The 21,454-nt window shown below is 66.7% G+C and carries 15 protein-coding genes and 1 tRNA gene; 7 read left to right on the top strand and 9 right to left on the bottom strand.

Annotated elements, in window-relative coordinates:
* The first annotated feature begins 10 nt into the window (after positions 1-10).
* Entirely contained in the window at positions 11-2,143 is a 2,133-nt protein-coding gene (locus tag AS93_RS18900) for a response regulator (RefSeq protein ID WP_027590065.1), read from the top strand.
* A gap of 140 nt (positions 2,144-2,283) precedes the next feature.
* Here the strand turns inward: AS93_RS18900 and cysZ are convergent, their stop codons facing one another.
* The 4 genes from cysZ to AS93_RS0107590 form a co-directional block, all read right to left on the bottom strand.
* Positions 2,284-3,015 (bottom strand): sulfate transporter CysZ, encoded by a 732-nt coding sequence (gene cysZ, locus AS93_RS0107605; RefSeq protein ID WP_175610507.1) that lies wholly within the window; start codon positions 3,013-3,015, stop codon positions 2,284-2,286.
* A 136-nt stretch (positions 3,016-3,151) separates the two neighbouring features.
* Complete coding sequence (locus tag AS93_RS18895) at positions 3,152-5,005, bottom strand: sensor domain-containing diguanylate cyclase (protein ID WP_051587382.1); 1,854 nt, start codon at positions 5,003-5,005, stop codon at positions 3,152-3,154.
* Between the two features lie 268 nt (positions 5,006-5,273).
* Positions 5,274-5,885, bottom strand: a complete 612-nt coding sequence (locus tag AS93_RS0107595) for an SOS response-associated peptidase (protein WP_027590063.1) — start codon at positions 5,883-5,885, stop codon at positions 5,274-5,276.
* 18 nt (positions 5,886-5,903) lie between these two features.
* Positions 5,904-6,164: a DUF2007 domain-containing protein gene (locus AS93_RS0107590; RefSeq protein WP_027590062.1), complete on the bottom strand. Its 261-nt coding sequence runs from the start codon at positions 6,162-6,164 to the stop codon at positions 5,904-5,906.
* Between the two features lie 125 nt (positions 6,165-6,289).
* Between AS93_RS0107590 and AS93_RS0107585 the strand changes: the two genes are divergently transcribed.
* Entirely contained in the window at positions 6,290-7,453 is a 1,164-nt protein-coding gene (locus AS93_RS0107585; protein WP_027590061.1) for a 1-acyl-sn-glycerol-3-phosphate acyltransferase, read from the top strand.
* A 138-nt stretch (positions 7,454-7,591) separates the two neighbouring features.
* On the opposite strand, the gene AS93_RS0107580 is transcribed toward AS93_RS0107585, so the two are convergent.
* The gene (locus tag AS93_RS0107580; protein ID WP_027590060.1) at positions 7,592-8,167 is read right to left on the bottom strand and encodes a hypothetical protein; all 576 of its coding nucleotides are present in this window, start codon (positions 8,165-8,167) and stop codon (positions 7,592-7,594) included.
* 118 nt (positions 8,168-8,285) lie between these two features.
* Positions 8,286-9,227: an iron-sulfur-binding ferredoxin reductase gene (locus tag AS93_RS0107575; RefSeq protein ID WP_027590059.1), complete on the bottom strand. Its 942-nt coding sequence runs from the start codon at positions 9,225-9,227 to the stop codon at positions 8,286-8,288.
* Between the two features lie 214 nt (positions 9,228-9,441).
* Here AS93_RS0107575 and AS93_RS0107570 point away from each other — a divergent pair, with 214 nt between their 5' ends.
* The gene (locus AS93_RS0107570; protein ID WP_027590058.1) at positions 9,442-10,965 is read left to right on the top strand and encodes a fumarate hydratase; all 1,524 of its coding nucleotides are present in this window, start codon (positions 9,442-9,444) and stop codon (positions 10,963-10,965) included.
* A 59-nt stretch (positions 10,966-11,024) separates the two neighbouring features.
* On the opposite strand, the gene AS93_RS0107565 is transcribed toward AS93_RS0107570, so the two are convergent.
* The 3 genes from AS93_RS0107565 to AS93_RS0107555 form a co-directional block, all read right to left on the bottom strand.
* A complete protein-coding gene (locus AS93_RS0107565) occupies positions 11,025-11,606 on the bottom strand; it encodes a DJ-1/PfpI family protein (protein ID WP_027590057.1) in 582 nt (193 codons plus the stop codon).
* Positions 11,607-11,701: 95 nt separating this feature from the next.
* On the bottom strand, positions 11,702-12,304 hold the full coding sequence (locus AS93_RS0107560; RefSeq protein WP_027590056.1) for a DUF2846 domain-containing protein: 603 nt from the start codon (positions 12,302-12,304) through the stop codon (positions 11,702-11,704).
* 75 nt (positions 12,305-12,379) lie between these two features.
* Entirely contained in the window at positions 12,380-13,543 is a 1,164-nt protein-coding gene (locus AS93_RS0107555) for a phosphatidylserine/phosphatidylglycerophosphate/cardiolipin synthase family protein (protein ID WP_027590055.1), read from the bottom strand.
* A gap of 258 nt (positions 13,544-13,801) precedes the next feature.
* Between AS93_RS0107555 and AS93_RS0107550 the strand changes: the two genes are divergently transcribed.
* The 4 genes from AS93_RS0107550 (at position 13,802) to katG (ending at position 21,452) form a co-directional block, all read left to right on the top strand.
* On the top strand, positions 13,802-16,522 hold the full coding sequence (locus AS93_RS0107550) for a cation-transporting P-type ATPase (RefSeq protein ID WP_027590054.1): 2,721 nt from the start codon (positions 13,802-13,804) through the stop codon (positions 16,520-16,522).
* Between the two features lie 63 nt (positions 16,523-16,585).
* Positions 16,586-16,661: transfer RNA gene (locus AS93_RS0107545), tRNA-Thr, on the top strand.
* Positions 16,662-17,101: 440 nt separating this feature from the next.
* On the top strand, positions 17,102-18,736 hold the full coding sequence (locus AS93_RS0107540; RefSeq protein WP_037008701.1) for a methyl-accepting chemotaxis protein: 1,635 nt from the start codon (positions 17,102-17,104) through the stop codon (positions 18,734-18,736).
* Positions 18,737-19,220: 484 nt separating this feature from the next.
* Positions 19,221-21,452, top strand: a complete 2,232-nt coding sequence (gene katG, locus AS93_RS0107535; RefSeq protein WP_027590052.1) for a catalase/peroxidase HPI — start codon at positions 19,221-19,223, stop codon at positions 21,450-21,452.
* The last annotated feature ends 2 nt before the right edge of the window (positions 21,453-21,454 follow it).

The following is a 21,454-nucleotide window of genomic DNA, read 5'->3' as shown; positions in this document are numbered from 1 at the left end:
GACTTCCATCGTGCAGAACCCTCGGCTTGCCCTGGCGCTTTTCATCGTCCTGGTCCTGGCGGTTGTCGTCGTTTTCTGGTGTCTGCTACGCCCGGAGACCCACCCGCTGCTGGCGAGCCTGCCGTTGGTGGTGCTGACCTTCCTGTTCACCCACCTGTGGCACCGGCGCCGGCGCCAGGCGCGCGAGACCCTTTACCAGCAGTTGTTGCGCCAGCTGCCGATTCGTCTGCGCATCCGCGACCGTCGTGGCCGGCTGTTGCTGGACAATCGCCCACACGAACAGGGTGGGCTGGTGTTGCAGGCGCATCTACCGCTGGAGCGCGCGGAACCCCCGGCCACGCTGTCGCCGATCAGTCGGCGCGCCTGGCAGGGATTGCGCGAGGTACTGGCCAGCGGCGAGCGCCAGGAGATGGGCATCGAACTGCCGGCCAGCGCCGAGCATGGCCCCCAGGCGTACCGACAGATTTTCTTCCCGGTTTTCGATGGCAGTCAGCGCATCACCGCGCTGGGCAGCCTGCTGATTGATGAAAGCGATCTGCGCAACACCGCCAACGCGCTGCGCGCGCTGACCGCGGACCTGGAGCACCAGGTGGACGCGCGCACCCGCGAGCTGCTCGAAGCCAAGGAGAACGCCGAGCGCCAGGCCGAACTGCAGGCCGAGTTCATGGCCCATCTCAGTCACGAGATTCGCTCGCCGCTCAGCGCGCTGATCGGTCTCTCCCATCTGGCCCGGCGCAGTTCCCGCGACGCCCGGCTGGACAGCTACCTGGATAAGCTGCGCAAGGCCGCCGAACACCTGCTGGAGATCGTCAACGACGTGCTCGACTTCAGCCGGCTGGATGCCGGCCGGCTGCCGATTGCCCAGGTGCCTTTCAGCCCGACCGAGCTGGTGTGGAACGTGGTGGACATGGTCAGCGAAGGCGCCCGCGAAAAGGGCCTGACGGTCGGCGTGGAGCTGGATGCACAGGTCCCGTCCAGCCTGCACGGTGACCCGCTGCGCGTCTCGCAGATCCTCATCAATCTGGCCAGTAATGCCGTCAAGTTCACCAGCCACGGGCGCATCGACTTCCGCATGCGACTGCTGGAAGGGGGGGCGGAGCGCGTGCGGCTGCGCTTCGAGGTCGAGGACAGCGGCGTGGGAATCGCCAACGAGCACCTGGGGCTGCTGTTCAAGCCGTTCAGCCAGCTGCCGGGCCATGCCGAACGCTCGTCGGGCACCGGGCTGGGTTTGGCGATCTCCGCCCGGCTGGCCAGCCTGATGGGCGGCACGCTGGGCGTCCATAGCGCGCCGGGGGAAGGCAGCCTGTTCTTTCTCGAGCTGGAGCTGAGCCGGATGTCCACCGCACCTGCCGAAGAAACTGCCGCGGCCGCCGGAGATACGGCACAGCGGCGCTTTGCCGGTCACACGGTGCTGCTGGTCGATGACGATCCGCTGATGCGCGAGGTGTCCGCCGAGCTGTTGCAGCTGCTCGGCCTGCAAGTCCGCATGGCTGCCGATGGCCAGCAGGCGCTGGACTGCCTGCGGGCCGAGGCGGACATCGCCCTGGTCTGCATGGATCTGCAGATGCCGGTGCTGGACGGCCTGGAAGCGACCCGCCGCCTGCGCCAGAGCTGGCCTGAGCTGCCGGTGATCGCCATGACCGGCAGCACCCGGGACAGCGACCGGCAGGCCTGCCGCGCGGTGGGCATGAACGACTTCCTGGCCAAGCCGGTGGCTTTGGATCAGCTGGCGGGGGTGCTGGAGCGCTGGCTGCCGGCCGCACCCGCCCCGGTGCCGGAGGCAATGCGGAGCTTGCCGCTCCCGGACATCCACGGACTCGACCAGGCTGCGGCCCTGGAGCGCATGCTCGACAATCAGCCCCTGTACCTGCGCCTGCTGCGGCGCTTCCTGGACGAGAACGCGCGGTTCCCCGAGCAGTTGGTCGAGCGGCTGGCCGCAGGGCAGAGGGCGGAAGCCGCCGATTTGATGCACCGCTTCAAATCCCTGGCGGCCACCCTGGGCGCCGTGGAATTGCAGGCGCAGAGCGGCCGGCTGGAAACGGTGCTGCAGGCGGGGGAGGATTCTGCCGAGGCGCTGGCTGCGTTCGAGGCGGAGTTCCGGCGTCTCTACCCGGCGCTGCGCCAGGCCCTGGAGCACGTGTAGCGGACGGAGCCGGGCGCCGCATCATACAGGTGGAGGCAGATGCTTTGGCCACCCAGCGCCGCGCCACAGCTCGCGAATCAATTCGCTCCCACGGGGGTAGCGCGTCGCTTTCCTCGGAGCGGATTCGTCCGTGAGCCTGCTTAGCCCCGGCCGCCTTCGCGCACCCAGAACACCGTGGCGCCGGCCACGGCGGCGGGCATCATCAGGATGTTCAGGCCGGGCACCAGTAGCGCCGCGTAGGTGATACCGCCAAAGCCCAGGCTCTGCCAGCGGCGGGCGCGTAGCCAGTCGAGCATCTCGTTCCACCCCAGCTTGTTGTTATCGGCCGGGTAGTCGATGTACTGCACCGCCATCATCCAGATGCCGAACAGCAGCCACAGCGGCGCAGCCAGCACGTTGAGGCCGGGGATCAGCGAGAGGATCAGCAGCGCCAGGACGCGTGGCAGGAAGTAGGCCAGCTTGCGCAGCTCGCGGCCCAGGGTGCGCGGCACCATGGCCGCCAGCTCGCCCCAGCTGAAGGCCGGGAAGGGGTCCTGGCCGCGAACCACCACTTCGACCTTCTCGGCGAGGAAGCCATTGAAGGGTGCGGCGATCAGGTTGGCCAGCAGGGTAAAGGTGAAGAATACGATCAGCAGCACCAGCGCCACGAACAGCGGCCAGAGCAGGTATTCGAGAAAGGCCAGCCAGTCGGGCAGGCTGGGCATGAAATAGTCGACCCACTGGCCGAACTGCTGCACGGCCAGGCCGATCAGCACGGCGAACAGGACCAGGTTGATCAGCAGGGGCAACAGGACGAACAGACGCAATCCCGGGCTGAGCACCAGGCTCAATCCTTGGCGCAGATACTGTGGGCCGCTCAGGACGGGTGGCATGGGAATCTCCTGCAAGGGGTGGCGCGCGACTTTACCAGAAGGTGTGCCAGGCATTGCAGCGCGCACTTTTGTAGGAGCGGCTTTAGCCGCGTTGCTTTGTGCGGTTCCCCCCAGAAGCTCGCGACTGAAGTCGCTCCTACAGTTCGTGCAGTGCGGCCTGTTCAGTGGGAGTGGCCTGGCTGACGCAGTGGCCCAGGCCGTCCAGCTTGGCCTGGTACATGGCCTCGTCGGCGGCATTGATCAGTGCGTCCGGGCTGCTGGCGTGCCTGGGATAGAGGGCGATGCCGATGCTGGGCAGTACGAAGTCGATACGCTGGCCGGACAGGCTGTAGGGCTGGGCCAGCGCAGCATGCAGGCGTTGGGCAATGAGCACGGCCTTGTCCGCATCGGCGTCCGGCACGAGCAGGGTGAATTCGTCGCCGCCCAATCGGTAGAGCAGATCGGGCTGGCGCACGGCGGTGCGCATGCGCTCGGCGATGGCGACCAGCAGGGCGTCGCCAGTGGCATGGCCGTAGCGGTCGTTGACTTCCTTGAAGCGGTCCAGGTCCAGATACAGCAGGGCCAGCGAGCGTCCCGTTCCGTGTGCCTCGTCGCAGCAATAGTGGAGCTGCTCGGTGAAGGCCATGCGGTTGCCCAGGCCGGTCAGCGGGTCGCGATGGGCCAGGTCATAGAGCTGCTCCTGGAAGGCGACCTGGTCGCCGATGTCATGCAGGATGCCGCGCAGGCCGCAGTAGCGGCCGCTGGCGTCGCGGATCAGCGAGATGCGGGTCTCGAAATAGCCGATAGCACCGTTACGGCGGCGGATCGGCACGACGAAGCGTGGCGCGACCCTGCCGCCGATGGTCTGTCGGAACTGCTGGCGTAGCCGCTGCAGTTCATCGACGCCGATGATTTCCGCCAGGTTGCGGCCTCGCAGCTCCTCGGCGGTGCAGCCCAGCTGCCGTTCCAGGCCGCGGCTGACCGTGAGGACGCGGCTTCCGGCGTCGATCTCGAAGTAGCCGTCGTCGATGGAATCGAGGATCGCCTGGTCGCGGGACTCGCTGCTGTCCAGGCGGTCGAGCATGCGGTTCAGGGCATGCCCCAGTTGGCCCAGCTCGTCCTGCCCGAGGCGCGTCAGGCGCGACGCATGGGCGTTCAGGCCGATGCTGGCGATCTCCCGGTGCATGAAGCGGATGCGGCGCAGCAGGCAGAACTCCACGCACAGCCCGGCCAGCAGCAGGGCGCCCGCACAGAGAAGCAGTATCCAGTCGATGAAGCAAGCCAGTTCCTGCATGCCTTGCAGGTAGGCCTGGCGAGGCAGGCTCAGCCGCAGGCGCAGGCCGTCCTGCGCTTGCGGGGTATGCAGGTGCAGCTCGGTGTGCAGCTGTGCCGCGGTGCTTTCCACGCCGGTGCCTCGCGCCAGAATCGCCGGGACAGGCGAAGACGCCGGCGATGTTCCGCTGGCCAGGGTTTCGTTGTCCGGCGGCAGCAGTTGCAACTCGGCCCCGGGCGCGATGTGCAGTTCGTCGAGCAGTCGCACCGGGTCGAGCCGCTGGCCGGCGAGCAGCCGGCCCTGTCCGTTCGGCAGCGGGAGGCCGAGCAGGATCAGCGGCTGTTCCTGCCACCAGGCCAGGCTGATGGTCGGCGGCTCGGCTGCGGCCAGGGGCGCATCGAGGGCAAGCTGCGCGAGATCCATGTCCAGTCGGGAAAACAGGCTGAGCGCGGGCTCGCCGTCATCGAGACGCAGGATGAAGTCCAGCTCGGCCGGCGCGGCCGGTACGTCTTCAGTCGCCGAGGCAAGCCGCACGGCGTAGCCGTCCAGGCGGCTGAGCAGATAGCGCCCCTGTTGTTCCAGCGCGTGCTGGACCTGCCCGGAGGCCTGGTGCAGGCGTAGCTGATCCTGTTGATCAAGGTAGGGCAGCAGCAGGCGCTCGCCGAGAACATTGACCGCCAGCAGCACCAGAAGCAACAAGAGAAGGAACAGCCAGGACAGGCGCTTGCGCAGGGTCATTGGTGGATGCGGACAAGGGAGGGTAAAAAGTGGCGCGGATTATGCCTGTTTTGTGATGCGCTTCAAAAATAGGGGTTGACTATGGAAGGCATTGAAACGGGCGATTTTTCCGATCAAGGGCGGTTCCGTACTCTTGCCGCCACGCCAGACAGGCACCTTTTCCCGGAGCCATCCCGTGTTTCGCTTCCCCCGTGTGGGGTGGTTCCGTTTTTATCCAACTCGTTCGCGATGCCAAACGTTCGCGAATGAATTCGCTCCCGCAGGTGGGTCAGGCCGGGGTCAGGCACTCCGGGCCATCCAGGTTCGGGTCGTTGACCAGCCCCGCCAGTGCCCGCTCGCGCAGAGGCGGTACGGGCGCCTGCAGCAGCGCCGTCAGCCGGGCTGCCGTAGTCTCGGCCGCCAGCCAGTCGCGCTGGCCCTCGGCATCCAGCAGCAGTGGCCGACGCAGATCGGCTGCCGGGCGAGTCACCAGCGCCAGACTCAGGTACTCGCGATCCCCGGCCGGATAGACCTCCCACAGAGCCGCGCAATACAGCAGGCCGCCCTCGGCCCCGACCCAGTAGGGCCGTTTGCGCACGCCTCGCCACTCGTAGAAGCCGTTCACCGGCACCAGGCCACGCCGCAGGCGAAACGCCTCGCGGAACATCGGCTGTTCGGCCAGGGTCTCGGCGCGGGCATGGGCGGGTGTACGGGACAGATCGGTCAGCCAGGCCGGGGTCAGTCCCCAGCGCGCCAGGTCGGCGCGCTGGGTCTCGTCATCTGCGCGCAACAGCAACAGCGACGCGCCAGGGGAAAGATTCCAGTGGGGTTGCAGCGCGGGGAAGCCGGGCAGCGCGGCGAGCGAGGCGGGCCAGCGGAACAGGGCAAGACGGCCACTCATGGATCAATCAGCCTTACATCAGCAGAGCAGTTCGCCGGGACCGCCAAGAGGCTCCTCGGCGGGCAGCGGTTCGGCAGCCGTGTAGGCAGCGATCAGCTCCCGGGCGCGTTCGGTGTGTTCATCCTCGACCAGTAGCGCGAGCAGCCCGCCGGCGGGCAGTTCGCCGACGGCGCCCATCAGGTGCTCACCTTGCAGGTAGGCGGCGATGCCCTCGCTGGCCAGCATGTCGCGCAGCAGGTTCGCTTCCAGCAGATCCCAGGGGCGGTGAATGCACTGCATGGGGAGGTATCCTCGCGACAAAACGCCTGACAGCGGGTTGGATGTGACTTGCGAGTATACTTGGCGATCTATTTTCCGCGCCCCTTTGGGTGCTGCATGTTTTTCTCCTCCCGAACGAGACCATGATGGGCACCTTCGACGCCATCCGCCCTTACGCCGACAGCGAGGTTTCCGCTGTGCTGGCGCGCCTGTGCAACGACACCGAATTCCTCGATACCCTGACCCGCTTCCGCCTGCCGAAACTGGCCGGGCTGTTTGGCTGGGCGCTGCGCCCGCTGGTGGCGCGCCGCCTGCGCCGCGAAGTGCAGGGCATCGACAGCGTGGCCAAGCTGCAGGCCCGCATCGAGCCCTATGTGGATCGCACCATCGAGCGGGCCACCGATGGCATCAGCTATTCCGGCCTGGAGCATCTGCACAAGGGTCGCCGCCACCTGTACCTGGCCAACCACCGTGACATCGTCATGGACCCGGCCTTCGTCAACTACGCGCTGTACCACGCCGGCCACCGCACACCGCGCATCGCGATCGGCGACAACCTGCTGCAGCGGCCTTTCGTCAGCGACCTGATGCGCCTGAACAAGAGCTTCATCGTGCACCGCTCGCTGACCGGACGGCGCGAGAAGCTGGCGGCCTTCCAGTTGCTGTCGGCCTACATCAACCAGTCGATCCTCCAGGATGACGAATCGATCTGGATCGCCCAGGCCGAGGGGCGGGCCAAGGACGGTGACGATCGCACCGACTCGGCGATCCTCAAGATGTTCCACATGAGCCGCAAGGACGAGGCATTCGGCCAGGTGATCGACGAGCTGTCGCTGGTGCCGGTGTCGATCAGCTACGAATACGACCCCTGCGACCTGGACAAGGCGCGCGAGCTGCATACCCGCGCCACCACCGGCAGCTACACCAAGGCGCCGGGCGAGGACGACCGCAGCATCGCTAAGGGCATCACCGGCTACAAGGGGCGCGTGCACATTGCCTTCGCCGCTCCGGTGCGCGGCGCCAGTGACGACGCCAAGCAGCTGGCGCAGGAAATCGACAAGTGCATCCTCGGCAACTACCGGCTGTTCCCGGTGCACTACCTGGCCTACGCCATGTGGGAAGGGCGCGAGCCCGAGCTGGCGGTGCCGGCCGCCAACGAACTGTTCGGCGCCGAGGAGCTGGCCAGGGCACAGGCGGAATGGGACCGGCGGCTGACCGCCTGCCCGGCCGAACACCGGCCTTGGCTGGTGGTGCAGTACGCCACTCCGGTGCGTAACCAGTACCGCGTTCGAAACGGTTTGCCGTTGTAAGCGCGCGGCTCCGGCGCAGCAGTCTTTGTGGCAGCGGACGGGGCCGCGAGTTTTTGGTGGAATGAATTTCCCCATCGTTCCTGTGCCGCCCCCGGCTTTTGTGGGAGCGGACTTGTTCGCGAGCGTTTCGGCAGCGGTTTATAAGTTGTTCAGAGCCTCCAGCTTCACCGCCTCGGCGTAGGCCAGCTTGTCGGCCTGTTCAGCGTCGCCTTCCACCGAGACCATGAAGCGGTTGTTGATGATCAGCATGATCTTGCCGTTCTCGTCCTGGATGCCGCGCTGTTTGCCGATCTTCACCGACTTGCCCATGCTGCCGGCCAGCACGGGGTTGGTCATGACCACCATCATCTGCGAGAGCATCGGCGAGTCGCCGACGATCTCCACTTCGATATAGTGGTCGTCCTTGTTGTAGGTGCGCGAAGCCTGCAGGCCGCCGCCGAACAGTGCCGCACCGGCGGAGGAGCTTTGTGCCTCGTCGGCTTCCCAGCCCGGCAGCGGGGCCGGCAAGGCCTTGGTCAGCGCATCGGCACTTTTCTCGTTGAGCAGTTGGGTGGCGTAGCCGAGATTTTCCTTGGTACCGCTCATGTCGCCCTGGTTATAGGCCTTGAGGGCTTCCTCGAGCGCTTCCTTGATGTCATCGGCCTGGGCCGTGCCGGCGCAGGCCAGCAGGGCGGCGAGTCCGAGGGAGGCGAGGGTGCGGGGTGTCCTGTGCATGGCGATCGTCCTTGTTGTCGGTGGATAGCAGGCAGCATATGACCTGTTCGGCCAACTGCAAGGCGCGGTTCGCCATCCTGGTGTTCGTCCGCTGCCAGCGTTGCGCCGGCCGCCTAGGTCACGCCCCGGCTGCCGTGATGTATGGCTCTCGATACAGCTGGCCGCGCGGCAGGCCGGCCAGGTAGAGGGCCCGCGCCAGCGCGTCCACCCGGGCCGGCGCGCCGCACAGCAGCGCCAGGGTGTCGCGGGACGGACGCTGGGCCTGCAGCCAGGCGCCGGCCTGCGAGTGTTCCAGCAACGTCACCTGCAGGTTCGTGTGCCGTTGCGCCAGCCCATCCAGGGCATCGGCGAGGTAATGCTCCGTCGACGAGCGTGCCAGGTGTAGCAGATGGATCGGGCCGGCGTGTCCCTGGCGCAGGGCTTCGCGCAGGATCGCCCACAGCGGCGCCAGGCCGGTGCCGGTGGCCAGCAGCCACAGCGGACGCTCCTGCCATTCCGGTTCATAGCGCAGCGCGCCGCCCTGCAGGCCGCTCAGGCGCAGGGGATCGCCCGGACGCAGCCGGCGCGCGTAGTCACAGAAGCCGCCCCTGCCCGCGCAGTCGATATGAAACTCCAGGAACGCATCCTCCCCCGGCAGGCTCGCCAGCGAGTAGGGGCGGGCAAGGCTGTGGTCATGCCACAGCAGCAGGTGTTGGCCGGCCTGGTAGCGCAGCGGGATCTCGGCTGCGAGACGCAGGCGCAGCACCTCGGGGGCCAGCCAGTCGTGGCCGACCACCTCGGCCGCCAGCGTCTGCTGGGCCGGATCGAACAGCTCGACGCCCAGGTCCTCGCTCACCCGGCACTGGCAGGCCAGTCGCCAGCCGGCGGCGCGCTCGCTGGCCGGCAGGGCGTCGGGCCGGGCGTCCAGCGGTTCGCCGTACAGACAGCGCACCCGGCAGGCGCCGCAACTGCCGGCGCGGCAGCTGTGCGCCACGGATTGGCCGGCCTCGAGCAGGGCATCAAGCAGGTTGCAACCGGGCTCTACCGACCAGTGCCGGTCGCCAACAGAGAGTTCGGGCATGACGTGGAAAGAGAGCTGAAGGAGCCGCGACTGTATGACGGTACGGTCCGTCGGCCAATCGATTCTGACTATCGGACCGAGCGACCAAGGTCGAGGCCGCGCGGCTGTCCGCACTTTCGTCGGCCGCGCTATACTGCCGCGCCTTTTTTGCTGGTGCGCCGGTCCTGGTCCGGCGCTTCCTTCGATGTTCCCGTCTTTAAAGAGGAGCGCACCCATGACCGTGATCAAACAGGATGACGTGATCCAGAGCGTCGCCGACGCCCTGCAGTACATCTCCTACTACCACCCCACCGACTTCATCCAGGCCATGCACGAGGCCTACCTGCGCGAAGCGTCGCCGGCCGCCCGTGACTCCATCGCCCAGATCCTGATCAACTCGCGCATGTGCGCCACCGGTCATCGTCCGATCTGCCAGGACACCGGCATCGTCACCGTGATTGCCAAGGTCGGCATGGACGTGCGCTGGGACGGCGCCACCATGAGCCTGGACGACATGATCAACGAGGGCGTGCGTCGCGCCTACACCCACCCGGACAACGTGCTGCGCGCTTCGGTGCTGGCCGACCCGGCCGGTGCCCGCAAGAACACCAAGGACAACACCCCGGCGGTGATCCACTACCAGGTGGTGCCGGGCAACACCGTGGAAATCCACGTGGCCGCCAAGGGCGGTGGCTCCGAGAACAAGTCCAAGATGGCCATGCTCAACCCGTCCGACTCGATCGTCGACTGGGTGCTGAAGACCGTGCCGGAAATGGGCGCCGGCTGGTGCCCGCCGGGCATGCTGGGCATCGGTATCGGCGGTACCGCCGAGAAGGCTGCGCTGATGGCCAAGGAAGTCCTGATGGACCCGATCGACATCCACGAACTGCAGGCCCGCGGCCCGCAGAACCGTATCGAGGAGCTGCGCCTGGAGCTGTTCGAGAAGGTCAACAAGCTGGGCATCGGCGCCCAGGGCCTGGGCGGTCTGACCACCGTGCTCGACGTGAAGATCATGGACTACCCGACCCATGCCGCCTCGCTGCCGGTGTGCATCATCCCCAACTGCGCCGCCACCCGTCACGCCCATTTCGTGCTGGACGGCTCCGGCCCGGCCAAGCTGGAAGCCCCGGACCTGGACGCCTACCCGGAAATCGTCTGGGAAGCCGGCCCGAGCGCCCGTCGCGTCAACCTGGACACCATCACCCCGGAAGAAGTGCAGAGCTGGAAGCCGGGCGAAACCCTGCTGCTCAACGGCAAGATGCTCACCGGCCGCGACGCCGCCCACAAGCGCATGGTCGACATGCTGAACAAGGGCGAACAACTGCCGGTGGACCTCAAGGGTCGCTTCATTTACTACGTCGGCCCGGTCGATCCGGTGCGTGACGAGGTGGTTGGCCCGGCCGGCCCGACTACCGCGACCCGCATGGACAAGTTCACCCGCCAGATCCTCGAGGCCACCGGCCTGCTGGGCATGATCGGCAAGTCCGAGCGCGGCCCGATCGCCATCGACGCCATCAAGGACCACAAGGCCGTGTACCTGATGGCCGTGGGCGGTGCCGCCTACCTGGTGGCCCAGGCCATCAAGGGCGCCAAGACCATCGCCTTCCCGGAACTGGGGATGGAAGCCATCTACGAGTTCGACGTGAAGGACATGCCGGTCACCGTGGCGGTCGACACCCAGGGCGAGTCAGTGCACATCACCGGCCCGGCGATCTGGCAGAAGAAGATCGCCGAAGCCCAGGTGGTGGAAGTGAAGTAAGCAGTCGTCTGCTGTTGCGAAGAAGCCCGGCCCTGTGCCGGGCTTTTTCGTTGGGGCGATCACAGCTCGATGCGCGTCCCCAGCACCTCGAGAAAACGCGCCAGCCAGGCGGGATGGGCCGGCCAGGCCGGCGCGGTGACCAGGTTGCCATCCACATGCACCGCGTCCACCGGCAGTTCGACATACTCGCCGCCGGCCAGACGGACCTCCGGGGCGCAGGCGGGATAGGCGCTGCAGGTCCGGCCCTTGAGCACGCCGGCGGCAGCCAGCACCTGGGCGCCATGGCAAACCGCGGCGATGGGCTTGTCGGCGTCGGCGAAGGCTTTCACCAGACGCAGCACTTCAGGGTTCAGGCGCAGGTACTCCGGCGCACGGCCGCCGGGGATCAGCAACGCGTCATAGGCCGCCGCCTCGACTTCGGCGAAATCGGCGTTGAGGGTGAAGTTGTGCCCGGGCTTCTCGCTGTAGGTCTGGTCGCCCTCGAAATCATGGATCGCGGTACGCACGGTCTCGCCGGCGACCTTGTCCGGGCATACGGCATGCACGATGTGTCCGACCATGCACAGCGCCTGGAAGGGCACCATGGTTTCGTAGTCTTCGGCGTAGTCGCCGACCAGCATGAGAATCTTCTTGGCGGCCATGAACGGTCCTCCTGACGGAAAATGGCTGGCGATCAGTCGCCGGCAGCTACAGCCTAGTGGCCGTTGTCAGGTTCCGCTGCGCGTGGAGGCGCGGGTCAGATGCCGATCTTGTCCAGCGCCTCGCCGACTCTCTGCCAGAAGCTGCGTTGCGGGCGTTCGTGCTCGGCGGTCAGCTGGATGTCCCGGTCGGGCTGGATGCGGTTGGTGAAGACGATTTCCTGGCGCGCCAGGCTTTCGCCCACCAGGCGCAGCGGGCCGTCGCCCTGCTCGGTCTGGTCCACGTGGTGGGCCGGCAGGTTGAGCTCGTCGTAGCGCAGGAAGTACTGCTTGCCGGGTTCCACCTCCAGGGTAAAGCTGGCGATGCGGTTGAAATCGAAGGGACCGTCGGCGAGCAGGGTCCAGTGCAGGCCGAACAGCGGGCGGCGCATTTCGATCTTGTAGCTGCCGGGCTGGGCCAGCAGGCTCATGTAGCTGTCGCTCGGCAGCCGGCCGATCCGCCGGTTGTCCAGAAACACGCCCGGCGCTTCCAGTTCCTGGCGGGCCCAGTCGCTGGCCGGGCGATAGACATGGATGAGGGCGAGGGTAGGGTCGCTGTCCCGCGACAGGTAGATGGGCCCGTTGGTGGGGCCGAAGAAGGCGCCCGGGGTCGAGCAGCCGGCCAGCAGCAGAAGCAGGGCAAGGGACAGGAAACGGCGCATGACGAGCCTCGTCGGAAAAGTCGCAGCGAGCATAGACGCCTGCCGGTGCGCTCCATCCCTGCCGAAAGGTGGGCCTCAGTCCCGGCGCTGGTCGAGCAGGTTGATGACGATGCGGTCCAGCCAGCCCCACAAGCGCTGGTAGAGGCGCAGGGGCAGCGGACGGTTCTGGAAATCGACGAGGGTGATCTCCTTGCTCTGTGCAAAGTCCTGCTCGAAGCACTGTGCCACCGCCTGGCACAGCGACGGATCGAACGCCTCCAGGTTGGCCTCCAGGTTCCAGCGCAGGTTCCAGTGGTCGAAATTGCACGAGCCGATGCTCACCCAGTCGTCCACCAGCACCATCTTGGCGTGCAAAAAGCGCGGCTCGTACTCGAAGATGCGTACTCCCGCGCGCAGCAGGCGCGGGTAGTAGCGGTGTCCGGCGTAGCGCACCGCCGGATGATCGGTGCGCTGCCCGGTGAGCAGCAGGCGCACGTCGATGCCGCGCCGCGCGGCGCGCATAAGCGCCCGGCGCACCTTGCGGGTCGGCAGGAAGTAGGGCGTGGCGAACAGCACCTGGCGGCGCGACTGCCCCAGGCTGCGCAGCAGCGCACGCAGGATGTCGCGGTGCTGGCGGGCGGCGGCATAGGCCAGTCGGCCCAACCCTCGGCGCTTGGCTGGCGGCGGCGGCAGGCGCGCCGGTTGCAGCGGTTCGACGGGGCGCCAGAAACGGCGCTCACCGCAGCAGCGCCACTGGTACTCGAACAGGCTGCGCCAGTCACCCAGCAGCGGCCCGTGCATTTCCACCATTACCTCGTGCCAGCTGTCCTGCGGCTGATCGGGGTTCCAGAACTCGTCGGTGGCGCCGGTGCCGCCCACATACCCCACCAGGTCGTCCACCAGCAGGATCTTGCGGTGATCGCGGAACAGGTTGCGCAGGCCGCGCCGCCAGCGCACCGGGTTGTACAGGCGCAGCTGCACGCCGGCGTCCACCAGCGCCTGGCGGTTGGCGGGGCTGAGCTTCAGACAGCCGAATGAATCGAACAGGCAGCGCACCTGTACCCCGCGGTGCGCCGCGTCGACCAGCGCGGTGCGCAGTTGGTCGAAGCACTTGCCGTCCTCGACCAGGTACAGCTCCAGCTCCACCTGCCGCTGTGCGGCAGCGATCGCGTCCAGCATGCGCGGGAAGAAGCGGGCGCCGTCCACCAGCAATTCGAAGCGGTTGTCGCCGCGCCAGGGGAAGACCGCGCCGCTACGCATCGCCACCGCTCCGCCAGGCGCCGGGCGCGGGGTGCGCGGCCGGGTCTCGGAAAAGGGCAAGGCGGGACGATGGGTACATGAAGAACTCTCAAGGCCAACGGTGGCGCAACGATAGCCGGGAGCTCTGCGCCGCTCAACCGGGGAAATCCCTTGAAACGGCTTGGCGGCTGGCCCTGCATCGCCCGTTTCATCCAGACTTGCCCGGCATGGATTCCCCGGGCCGGCCAAGTGGTCGCGGCCCCGCGCGCGAGGACGACGATGAGCGAGATGCCCCCCGCCTGGCATGCCCAGGATAGCGAGACCTGCTTCGCCCGCCTGCGGGCCGAGCGCTCAGGCCTGAGCAGCGCCGAAGCCGAAGCACGGTTGCGCCAGTATGGCCCCAACCGCCTGCCGGAGGGTCGCCGCCTCGGCCCGCTGATGCGCTTCCTGCGCCAGTTTCACAACCTGCTGCTCTACCTGATGCTGGGCGCGGCGGCGATCACCGCGCTGCTCGGCCATTGGGTCGATACCTGGGTGATCGTGGCGGCGGTGCTGATCAACGCGGTGATCGGCTTTATCCAGGAGGGCCGCGCCGAGAACGCCCTGGCCAGCATCCGTCAGCTGCTCACCGCCCACGCCACGGTCCTGCGCGATGGGCACGCCCGGGAAATCAGTGCCGAAGGGCTGGTGCCGGGGGATGTGGTGCTGCTCAATGCCGGCGACAAGGTGCCTGCCGACCTGCGCCTCGTGGAGGTGCGCAACCTGCGCATCGAGGAAGCGGCACTCACCGGCGAGTCCCTGCCGGTGGACAAGGATCCCGAGCCGGTGGTCGACCAGGCGCCGCTTGGCGACCGTTTCAGCATGGCCTGGTCGGGCACCCTGGTGGTCAACGGCCAGGGGCGCGGGCTGGTGGTGGCCACCGGCGCGCACACCCAGTTGGGCCACATCAACAGCCTGCTGGCGCGGGTGCAGCAGCTGTCCACGCCGCTGCTGCGGCAGATCGACCGCTTCGGGCGCTGGCTGGCGGTGGTCATCCTCGGCCTGGTGGCCGCCACCTTCGTGCTGGGCGTGCTGTGGCGCGGTCACCCGCCGGGCGACATGTTCATCATGGCGGTGGCGCTGACCGCCTCGGCGATTCCCGAGGGGTTGCCGGCGATCATGACGGTGATGCTGGCGCTCGGCGTGCAGCGCATGGCCCGGCGCAACGCCATTATCCGGCGCCTGCCGGCTGTCGAGGCGCTGGGTTCGGTGACGGTGATCTGCTCCGACAAGACTGGCACCCTGACCCGTAACGAGATGACCGTGCAGCGGGTGGTCAGCGCCGAGGCCGTGTATAGCGTCGAAGGTGTCGGCTATGCGCCGCTGGGTAGCTTCAGCCGTGACGGGGTTGCGCTGGAACCGCGCGCCGAGCCGGTGCTGCAGGCGGCGATTCGCTCCGGCCTGCTATGCAACCACGCCCGCTTGCTGGAGGTCGACGGCGACTGGCGCATCGAAGGCGATCCCACCGAGGGCGCGCTGCTGGTGCTGGCCGGCAAGGCCGGCCTGGACCTGGCCGAGGAGGCCGCCGCCACGCCGCGCAGCGACGCCATCCCGTTCGCCTCCGAGCACCGCTTCACCGCCAGCCTGCACCACGGCGCCGACGGCGCCAGCATCCACGTGGTGGGCGCGCCGGAGCGCATCCTGGAAATGTGCGACCGCCAGCGCGTGCGGGACGGCGAGCAGCCGCTCGACCCCGACTACTGGCGACGCATGTTCACCGACACCGCCGCCCACGGCCTGCGCATGCTGGTGATCGCCGAGAAGGCGGTGGACCCGACGCAACGCCAGCTCGGCTTCGAGGACATGGAGCGCGGCTTCACCCTGCTCGCGCTGGTTGGCATCATTGACCCGCCGCGCAGCGAGGCCATCGAGGCGGTCGCCGAATGCCAGCGCGCCGGCATCCGCGTCAAGATGATCACCGGCGACCATGCCGACACCGCGCGCACCATCGGCGCGCAGCTGGGCATCGGCGTCGGCCGGCCGGCGATGACCGGCGCCGAGCTGGAGATGCTCGACGACCAGGCGCTGCGCAAGATCGTGGGTGAGATCGACGTCTTCGCGCGCACCAGCCCGGCCCACAAGCTGCGCCTGGTGCAGGCCCTGCAGGCCAGCGGCGAGGTGGTGGCGATGACCGGCGACGGCGTCAATGACGCACCGGCGCTCAAGCGCGCCGACGTCGGCGTGGCCATGGGCCACAAGGGCACCGAGGCGGCCAAGGAAGCCGGTGATGTGGTGCTCGCCGACGACAACTTCGCCACCATCGTCAACGCCGTGCGCGAGGGGCGCGCCATCTACGAGAACCTGAAGAAGTTCATCCTCTTCATGCTGCCCACCAATGGCGGCGAAGCGCTGGTGGTGGTCGCCGCCATCCTCTTTCAGCTGGCGCTGCCGCTGACCGCGGCCCAGGTGCTGTGGATCAACATGGTCACCTCCTGCGCCCTGAGCCTGGCGCTGGCCGCCGAGCCGGCCGAACCCGGGCTGATGCGCCGCCCGCCACGCAGCCCGAGCGAGGCGCTGCTTTCCGGCCTGTTCGTCTGGCGGGTGATCATGGTCTCGGTGCTGATGATGATCGGCGCGCTGGGGCTGTTCCTCTGGGAACTGCAGCGCGGCAGCGAGCTGGAAGTGGCCCGCACCATGGCGGTCAACGTGGTGGTGGCCAGCGAAATGTTCTACCTGCTGTGCAGCCGCTCGCTGTTCGCCTCGGTACTCAACCGCCAGGGGCTGCTGGGCAACCCCTGGGTGCTGGTCAGCATCGCCGCCTGCGTGCCGTTGCAACTGCTGTACACCTACGCGCCGCCCCTGCAGAAGGTATTCGGCTCGGCCGCGCTGGATGCCGGCGAATGGGCACGGGTGATCGCCGCCGGCTCGCTGGTCCTGATCGGCTCCGAGCTGGAGAAATGGATACGCCGCCGGATCGACAATCGCCGCGAACGGCCGCATCCACAGACGGTGCACGGATGACCGCGCGCAGAGCCGCTGCGCTGGTTGCTTCGTCGCGACCGGAGTGCTAGCTTACGCGCCGCCGCCGGAATAGCTCAGTAGGTAGAGCAGCGCACTCGTAACGCGAAGGTCGCAGGTTCGATTCCTGTTTCCGGCACCAGAACCCTTCTCCCGCTTACCCCTGAGTAACCCCGGATAAGCGCGGAACCCCAGAGAAACCGGCCCTCGAGCCGGTTTTTTTGTGCGCGGACGTTTCTGCCGGCTCCACAGTTGCCCGTTGTTTCAGGTAGGCGTTTGGGTATATCCCGGTTCGATTCCGGGCGTGCCCATGGCCGCTGTCGGAAAAGCGCACCCTCACAAACCTCTACAACGCCCACCCGGCCTGGCTCGACAACGCCCACAAGGCTCTCGACCAGGCTGTGGCGTACGGCTGGGCGGACTCCACGCTGGCGATGGGTGACGAGTAGATCTCGCTGCCCGCTGGGCTCAGGGTCAATAGTTGTACAAAAATATTAGTCTGTATAGGATTCGCCCGGAGAGCACTCAATACCTGCCGAGGCTCCCGGCGAACGCAGCCCCGATGGGCAAGAGAGTCGATTCATGTCGCAACTGAGCATCGCGCAACGCCTGAGCCTTGGATTCGGGCTGGTTCTGTCGCTAATGGTCCTGATCACTTTTATCGGTGTGCAGCGCGTCGGCTTCATCGACGAGACCCTGACCTCGGTCAGCGAAGGGGCCACGCTCAAACAGCGCTATGCCATCAACTTCCGCGGCAGTGTGCATGACCGCGCCATCGCCATTCGCGATGCGGTTCTGGTGGATAGCGACGCGGCGCTGAACCGCCAGTTGGCGGAGATCCAGCGACTCAAGGACTTCTATCAGGATTCCGCCCAGGCCATGGACCGCCTGCTGCGTGCACAAGCGCCAACCGCCACCGAACAGCGCCTGTTGAACGCCATCCAGGAGATCGAGCGCGGCACCCTGGCCTTGACCGAGCAGGTGATCAGCCTGCGCCGCCAGGGCGATGCCGACTCGGCCAAGCGCCTGCTGATGGCACAGGCCTCGCCGGCCTACAGCGAATGGCTCAAGCGCATCAATGCCTTCATCGATCATCAGGAACAGGACATCGGCAAGGACATTGACGCCGTGCGCAACGCCGCTGGTGGCTTTGGCATGCTGATCCTTCTGGTCACCGCGGCGGCGGTGCTGCTGAGCGTTGGCGTCTCGCTGCTGATCATCAACAAGCTGAAATCCACCCTGGGCGCCGAACCGCATCAGGTGGCCGAGGTCATTCGCCGCCTGGCCGATGGCGAGCTGGGCCAGCGCATCCAGACGCGCTACCCGCACAGCGTCATGGGGGCCCTGCAGGACATGGTCAAGCGCCTGATCGATACCATCACCCAGGTACGCGGTGCCGCCGGTGAGCTGACCTCGGCCTCGGACCAGTTGCTGACCACCTCCGACCGCAACAACCATCAGATCCGCCTGCAGTCCAGCGAGGCCGAGCAGATCGCCACCGCCATCAATCAGATGGCCGCCACCGTCAATGAAGTGGCCAGTTATGCCACCCGTGCGGCGTCCGCCACGCGCAACGCCGATCACGAAGTGGCCACCGTCAACCAGGTCGTCAGCGAGACGGCAAGTGCGATCCAGAACCTGGCGCGTACGCTGGAACGCTCCGCCGAGAGTGTGCAGCAGGTGTCCAGCGACAGCGTGGGCATCGAGAAAATCATCGAGGTGATTACCGCCATCGCCGAGCAGACCAACCTGCTCGCACTCAACGCCGCCATCGAGGCCGCCAGGGCCGGTGAACATGGCCGTGGCTTTGCCGTGGTGGCCGACGAGGTTCGTTTGTTGGCCAACCGCACCCAGGATTCCACCCGTGAAATTCGCGGCATGATCGGCACGCTGCAGGAGAATGCCGGCAAAGCCGCCGAGGTGATGCACCATAGCCGTCAACTGGCGCAGCAGACCGTCGAACAGACCAATCAGGCTGAACAGGCGCTGAACAAGATCCGGAGCGAGGTGACCGCCATCAACGATATGAACGCCCATATCGCCAGTGCCGCAGAAGAACAGAGCGCGGTCGCCGAAGAGGTCAATCGGCATATAACGCATATACACAGCGCCACCCTGGAAACGTCGGCCGGCTCCGAACAGATGGCGGTCTCCAGCCATGAATTGGCGACCCTGGCCAATCGTCTGACCGACAAGGTGAGCTTCTTCAAGCTCTGACCGGGAGCAGCCGGTCAATGCATCGAGCCAGCAACGGATTTTCGCTTACGTCCCTGACGCATTGTCAGGGAACGGGCGGTCAAAAAACGGGGACAGATTTATTTTCCTCCCGCCCTACAGATTACGGTGGTTAAACGATACTGGCCGTCAGCTAGTGGTCGATCCCGTATCCTTTGGGATACGGAGGGCGGCCCAAGGCGCAATTTCCCTGCAAGTGGCAAAGGGGACTACCCAGCTGACAGCTGCCACCCCGTTCTTCCCGGCCCTCCAACATCACAGTCCTGTAGACCCTGGTTCCTGATTGGCAACCCAGCAGGTCGCGAGTCTTGATCATGTCCAGAAGGCCGGAGTCGTTTCCGTTCCATGCAGCGTGTTTATCAGCGCCATTAAGCGCTGCTCCAATCGTCCTCCCGCACCGAGTGCTAGGTTTTTCCTACGCGCTACATCACCAATGCGCTTTGCATCCCGAGCGGAGGATGAATCCATGAACGTAGAAACCGGAGGAAATGCCGCGGGAAGCGGTTGCCCGTTTGGCCAGGAAAAGCCGCACAAGGGGCACCGCGGCAATCGCGACTGGTGGCCGGAAAACCTGAGCCTGACCCCGCTGAACCAACACTCGCCGCGCTCCAATCCCTACGGCGGGGACTTCGACTACGCGGCGGCTTTCAACTCCCTCGACCTGAACGCGGTTATCGCTGACCTGCACGCGCTGATGACCGATTCCCAAGACTGGTGGCCGGCGGATTTCGGTCACTACGGCGGCCTGTTCATCCGCATGGCCTGGCACAGCGCCGGCACCTACCGGATCACCGATGGGCGCGGCGGCGCCGGTGGCGGGCAGCAGCGCTTCGCGCCGCTCAACAGCTGGCCGGACAACGCCTCGCTGGACAAGGCGCGCCGCCTGCTCTGGCCGATCAAGCAGAAGTACGGCAGAAACATTTCCTGGGCCGACCTGTTCGTGCTGACCGGCAACGTCGCGCTGAAGTCGATGGGCTTCAAGACCTTCGGCTTCGCCGGTGGTCGCGCCGACACCTGGGAACCGGAAGAACTGTTCTGGGGGCCGGAGGGCACCTGGCTGGGCGATGAGCGTTACAGCGGCGAGCGCCAGCTACACCCGGGTTTGGGGGCGGTGCAGATGGGGCTTATCTATGTGAACCCCGAGGGCCCGAACGGCAAGCCCGATCCCAGGGCCGCGGCCATCGACATTCGCGAAACCTTTGCGCGCATGGCCATGAACGATTACGAAACCGTGGCGCTGGTGGCGGGTGGTCACTCCTTCGGCAAGACCCACGGCGCGGGCGATCCGTCCATGCTGGGGCCGGAGCCGGAAGGGGCGGTGATCGAGGATCAGGGCCTGGGCTGGCGCAGCAAGTTCCAGACCGGCATCGGCGCCGACACCATCACCTCCGGTGTGGAAGTGATCTGGAGCCAGACCCCGACGCGCTGGTCCAACTACTTCTTCGAGAACCTGTTCAATTTCGAATGGGAGCTGACCAAGAGCCCGGCGGGCTGCTTACAGTGGGAAGCCAAGGACGCGCCGGCGATCATGCCCGACCCGTTCGACCCCAACAAGAAGCGCAAGCCGACCATGCTCACCACGGACCTGGCGCTGCGTGAGGACCCCATCTACGAGAAGATTTCCCGGCATTTTCTCCAGAACCCGGACGAGTTCGCCGACGCCTTCGCCAGGGCCTGGTTCAAGCTCACCCACCGGGACATGGGGCCGCGTGGTCGCTACCTCGGGCCGCTGGTGCCCCAGGAACAGTTGATCTGGCAGGACCCGATTCCCGAGTGCGACCACCCGCTGATGGATGAGGCGGATATCGAGGCGCTCAAGCAGAAGCTGCTGGGCCTGGGGTTCAGCGTGCCGCAGCTGGTGTCGGTCGCCTGGGCGTCGGCCGCCACGTTCCGTGGCTCGGACAAGCGCGGCGGCGCGAACGGCGCGCGGATCCGCTTCGCGCCGCAGAAGGACTGGGAAGTGAACAATCCGCCGCTGCTGGCCAGTGTGCTGCAGAAGCTGGAGCAGGTGCAGGCCGAGTTCAACGCCTCGGCAACCGGTGGCAAGAAGGTCTCCATGGCCGACCTGATCGTGCTCGCCGGCTGTGCCGCGGTGGAAAAGGCGGCGCGGGATGGCGGCGTCGATATCAAGGTGCCGTTTACCCCGGGGCGCATGGATGCCCTGGAGGAGTGGACGGACGCCAAGTCCTTCGAGGCCCTGCGCCCGGTCGCCGACGGCTTTCGCAACTACGACCACGAGGCCAACTTCATGTCCCCGGAGGAGGCGCTGGTCGACAAGGCGCAGCTGCTGCGTCTCAGCGTCCCGGAAATGACCGTGCTGGTCGGCGGCATGCGGGTACTGGGCACCAACGCCGACGGCGGTTCGGAGGGGGTGTTCACCCAGCGGGTCGGCACGCTGTCCAACGACTTCTTCGTCAACCTGCTGAACATGAAGAACGAATGGATGGCGACCGAGCACAAGAACCGCTTCCAGTGCCGGGACCGCAAGACCCACCAGCCCACCTGGACGGGAACCCGCGTGGACCTCATCTTCGGTGCCCACTCGGAGCTGCGCGCGCAGGCCGAGGTGTTCGGCTCGGCCGATGGCAACGCGTTCTTCGTGCGCGAGTTCGTGAAGGCCTGGGACAAGGTGATGAACGCCGACCGCATGGACGTCGGCCACCCTGCCGACACCTTCAGCCAGAAGCTGTCGGCGTAACC

The sequence above is a fragment of the Pseudomonas sp. RL genome (assembly GCF_000647775.1).
GTDB classification, from domain to species: domain Bacteria; phylum Pseudomonadota; class Gammaproteobacteria; order Pseudomonadales; family Pseudomonadaceae; genus Serpens; species Serpens flexibilis.
The sequence above is the reverse complement of the archived record's forward strand: the minus strand, read 5'-3'. Positions and strand labels throughout refer to the sequence as shown.

Excerpts from the sequence above, each read along its gene's own strand:
- AS93_RS0107575 (WP_027590059.1), bottom strand. The coding sequence starts at position 9,227 with ATGCCCGAACTCTCTGTTGGCGACCGGCACTGGTCGGTAGAGCCCGGT.
- AS93_RS0107570 (WP_027590058.1), top strand. The coding sequence starts at position 9,442 with ATGACCGTGATCAAACAGGATGACGTGATCCAGAGCGTCGCCGACGCC.
- AS93_RS0107550 (WP_027590054.1), top strand. The coding sequence starts at position 13,802 with ATGAGCGAGATGCCCCCCGCCTGGCATGCCCAGGATAGCGAGACCTGC.
- AS93_RS0107565 (WP_027590057.1), bottom strand. The coding sequence starts at position 11,606 with ATGGCCGCCAAGAAGATTCTCATGCTGGTCGGCGACTACGCCGAAGAC.
- AS93_RS0107585 (WP_027590061.1), top strand. The coding sequence starts at position 6,290 with ATGGGCACCTTCGACGCCATCCGCCCTTACGCCGACAGCGAGGTTTCC.
- AS93_RS0107595 (WP_027590063.1), bottom strand. The coding sequence starts at position 5,885 with ATGAGTGGCCGTCTTGCCCTGTTCCGCTGGCCCGCCTCGCTCGCCGCG.
- AS93_RS0107555 (WP_027590055.1), bottom strand. The coding sequence starts at position 13,543 with ATGCGTAGCGGCGCGGTCTTCCCCTGGCGCGGCGACAACCGCTTCGAA.
- AS93_RS0107590 (WP_027590062.1), bottom strand. The coding sequence starts at position 6,164 with ATGCAGTGCATTCACCGCCCCTGGGATCTGCTGGAAGCGAACCTGCTG.
- AS93_RS18895 (WP_051587382.1), bottom strand. The coding sequence starts at position 5,005 with ATGACCCTGCGCAAGCGCCTGTCCTGGCTGTTCCTTCTCTTGTTGCTT.
- AS93_RS0107560 (WP_027590056.1), bottom strand. The coding sequence starts at position 12,304 with ATGCGCCGTTTCCTGTCCCTTGCCCTGCTTCTGCTGCTGGCCGGCTGC.
- cysZ (WP_175610507.1), bottom strand. The coding sequence starts at position 3,015 with ATGCCACCCGTCCTGAGCGGCCCACAGTATCTGCGCCAAGGATTGAGC.
- AS93_RS0107580 (WP_027590060.1), bottom strand. The coding sequence starts at position 8,167 with ATGCACAGGACACCCCGCACCCTCGCCTCCCTCGGACTCGCCGCCCTG.
- AS93_RS0107540 (WP_037008701.1), top strand. The coding sequence starts at position 17,102 with ATGTCGCAACTGAGCATCGCGCAACGCCTGAGCCTTGGATTCGGGCTG.
- katG (WP_027590052.1), top strand. The coding sequence starts at position 19,221 with ATGAACGTAGAAACCGGAGGAAATGCCGCGGGAAGCGGTTGCCCGTTT.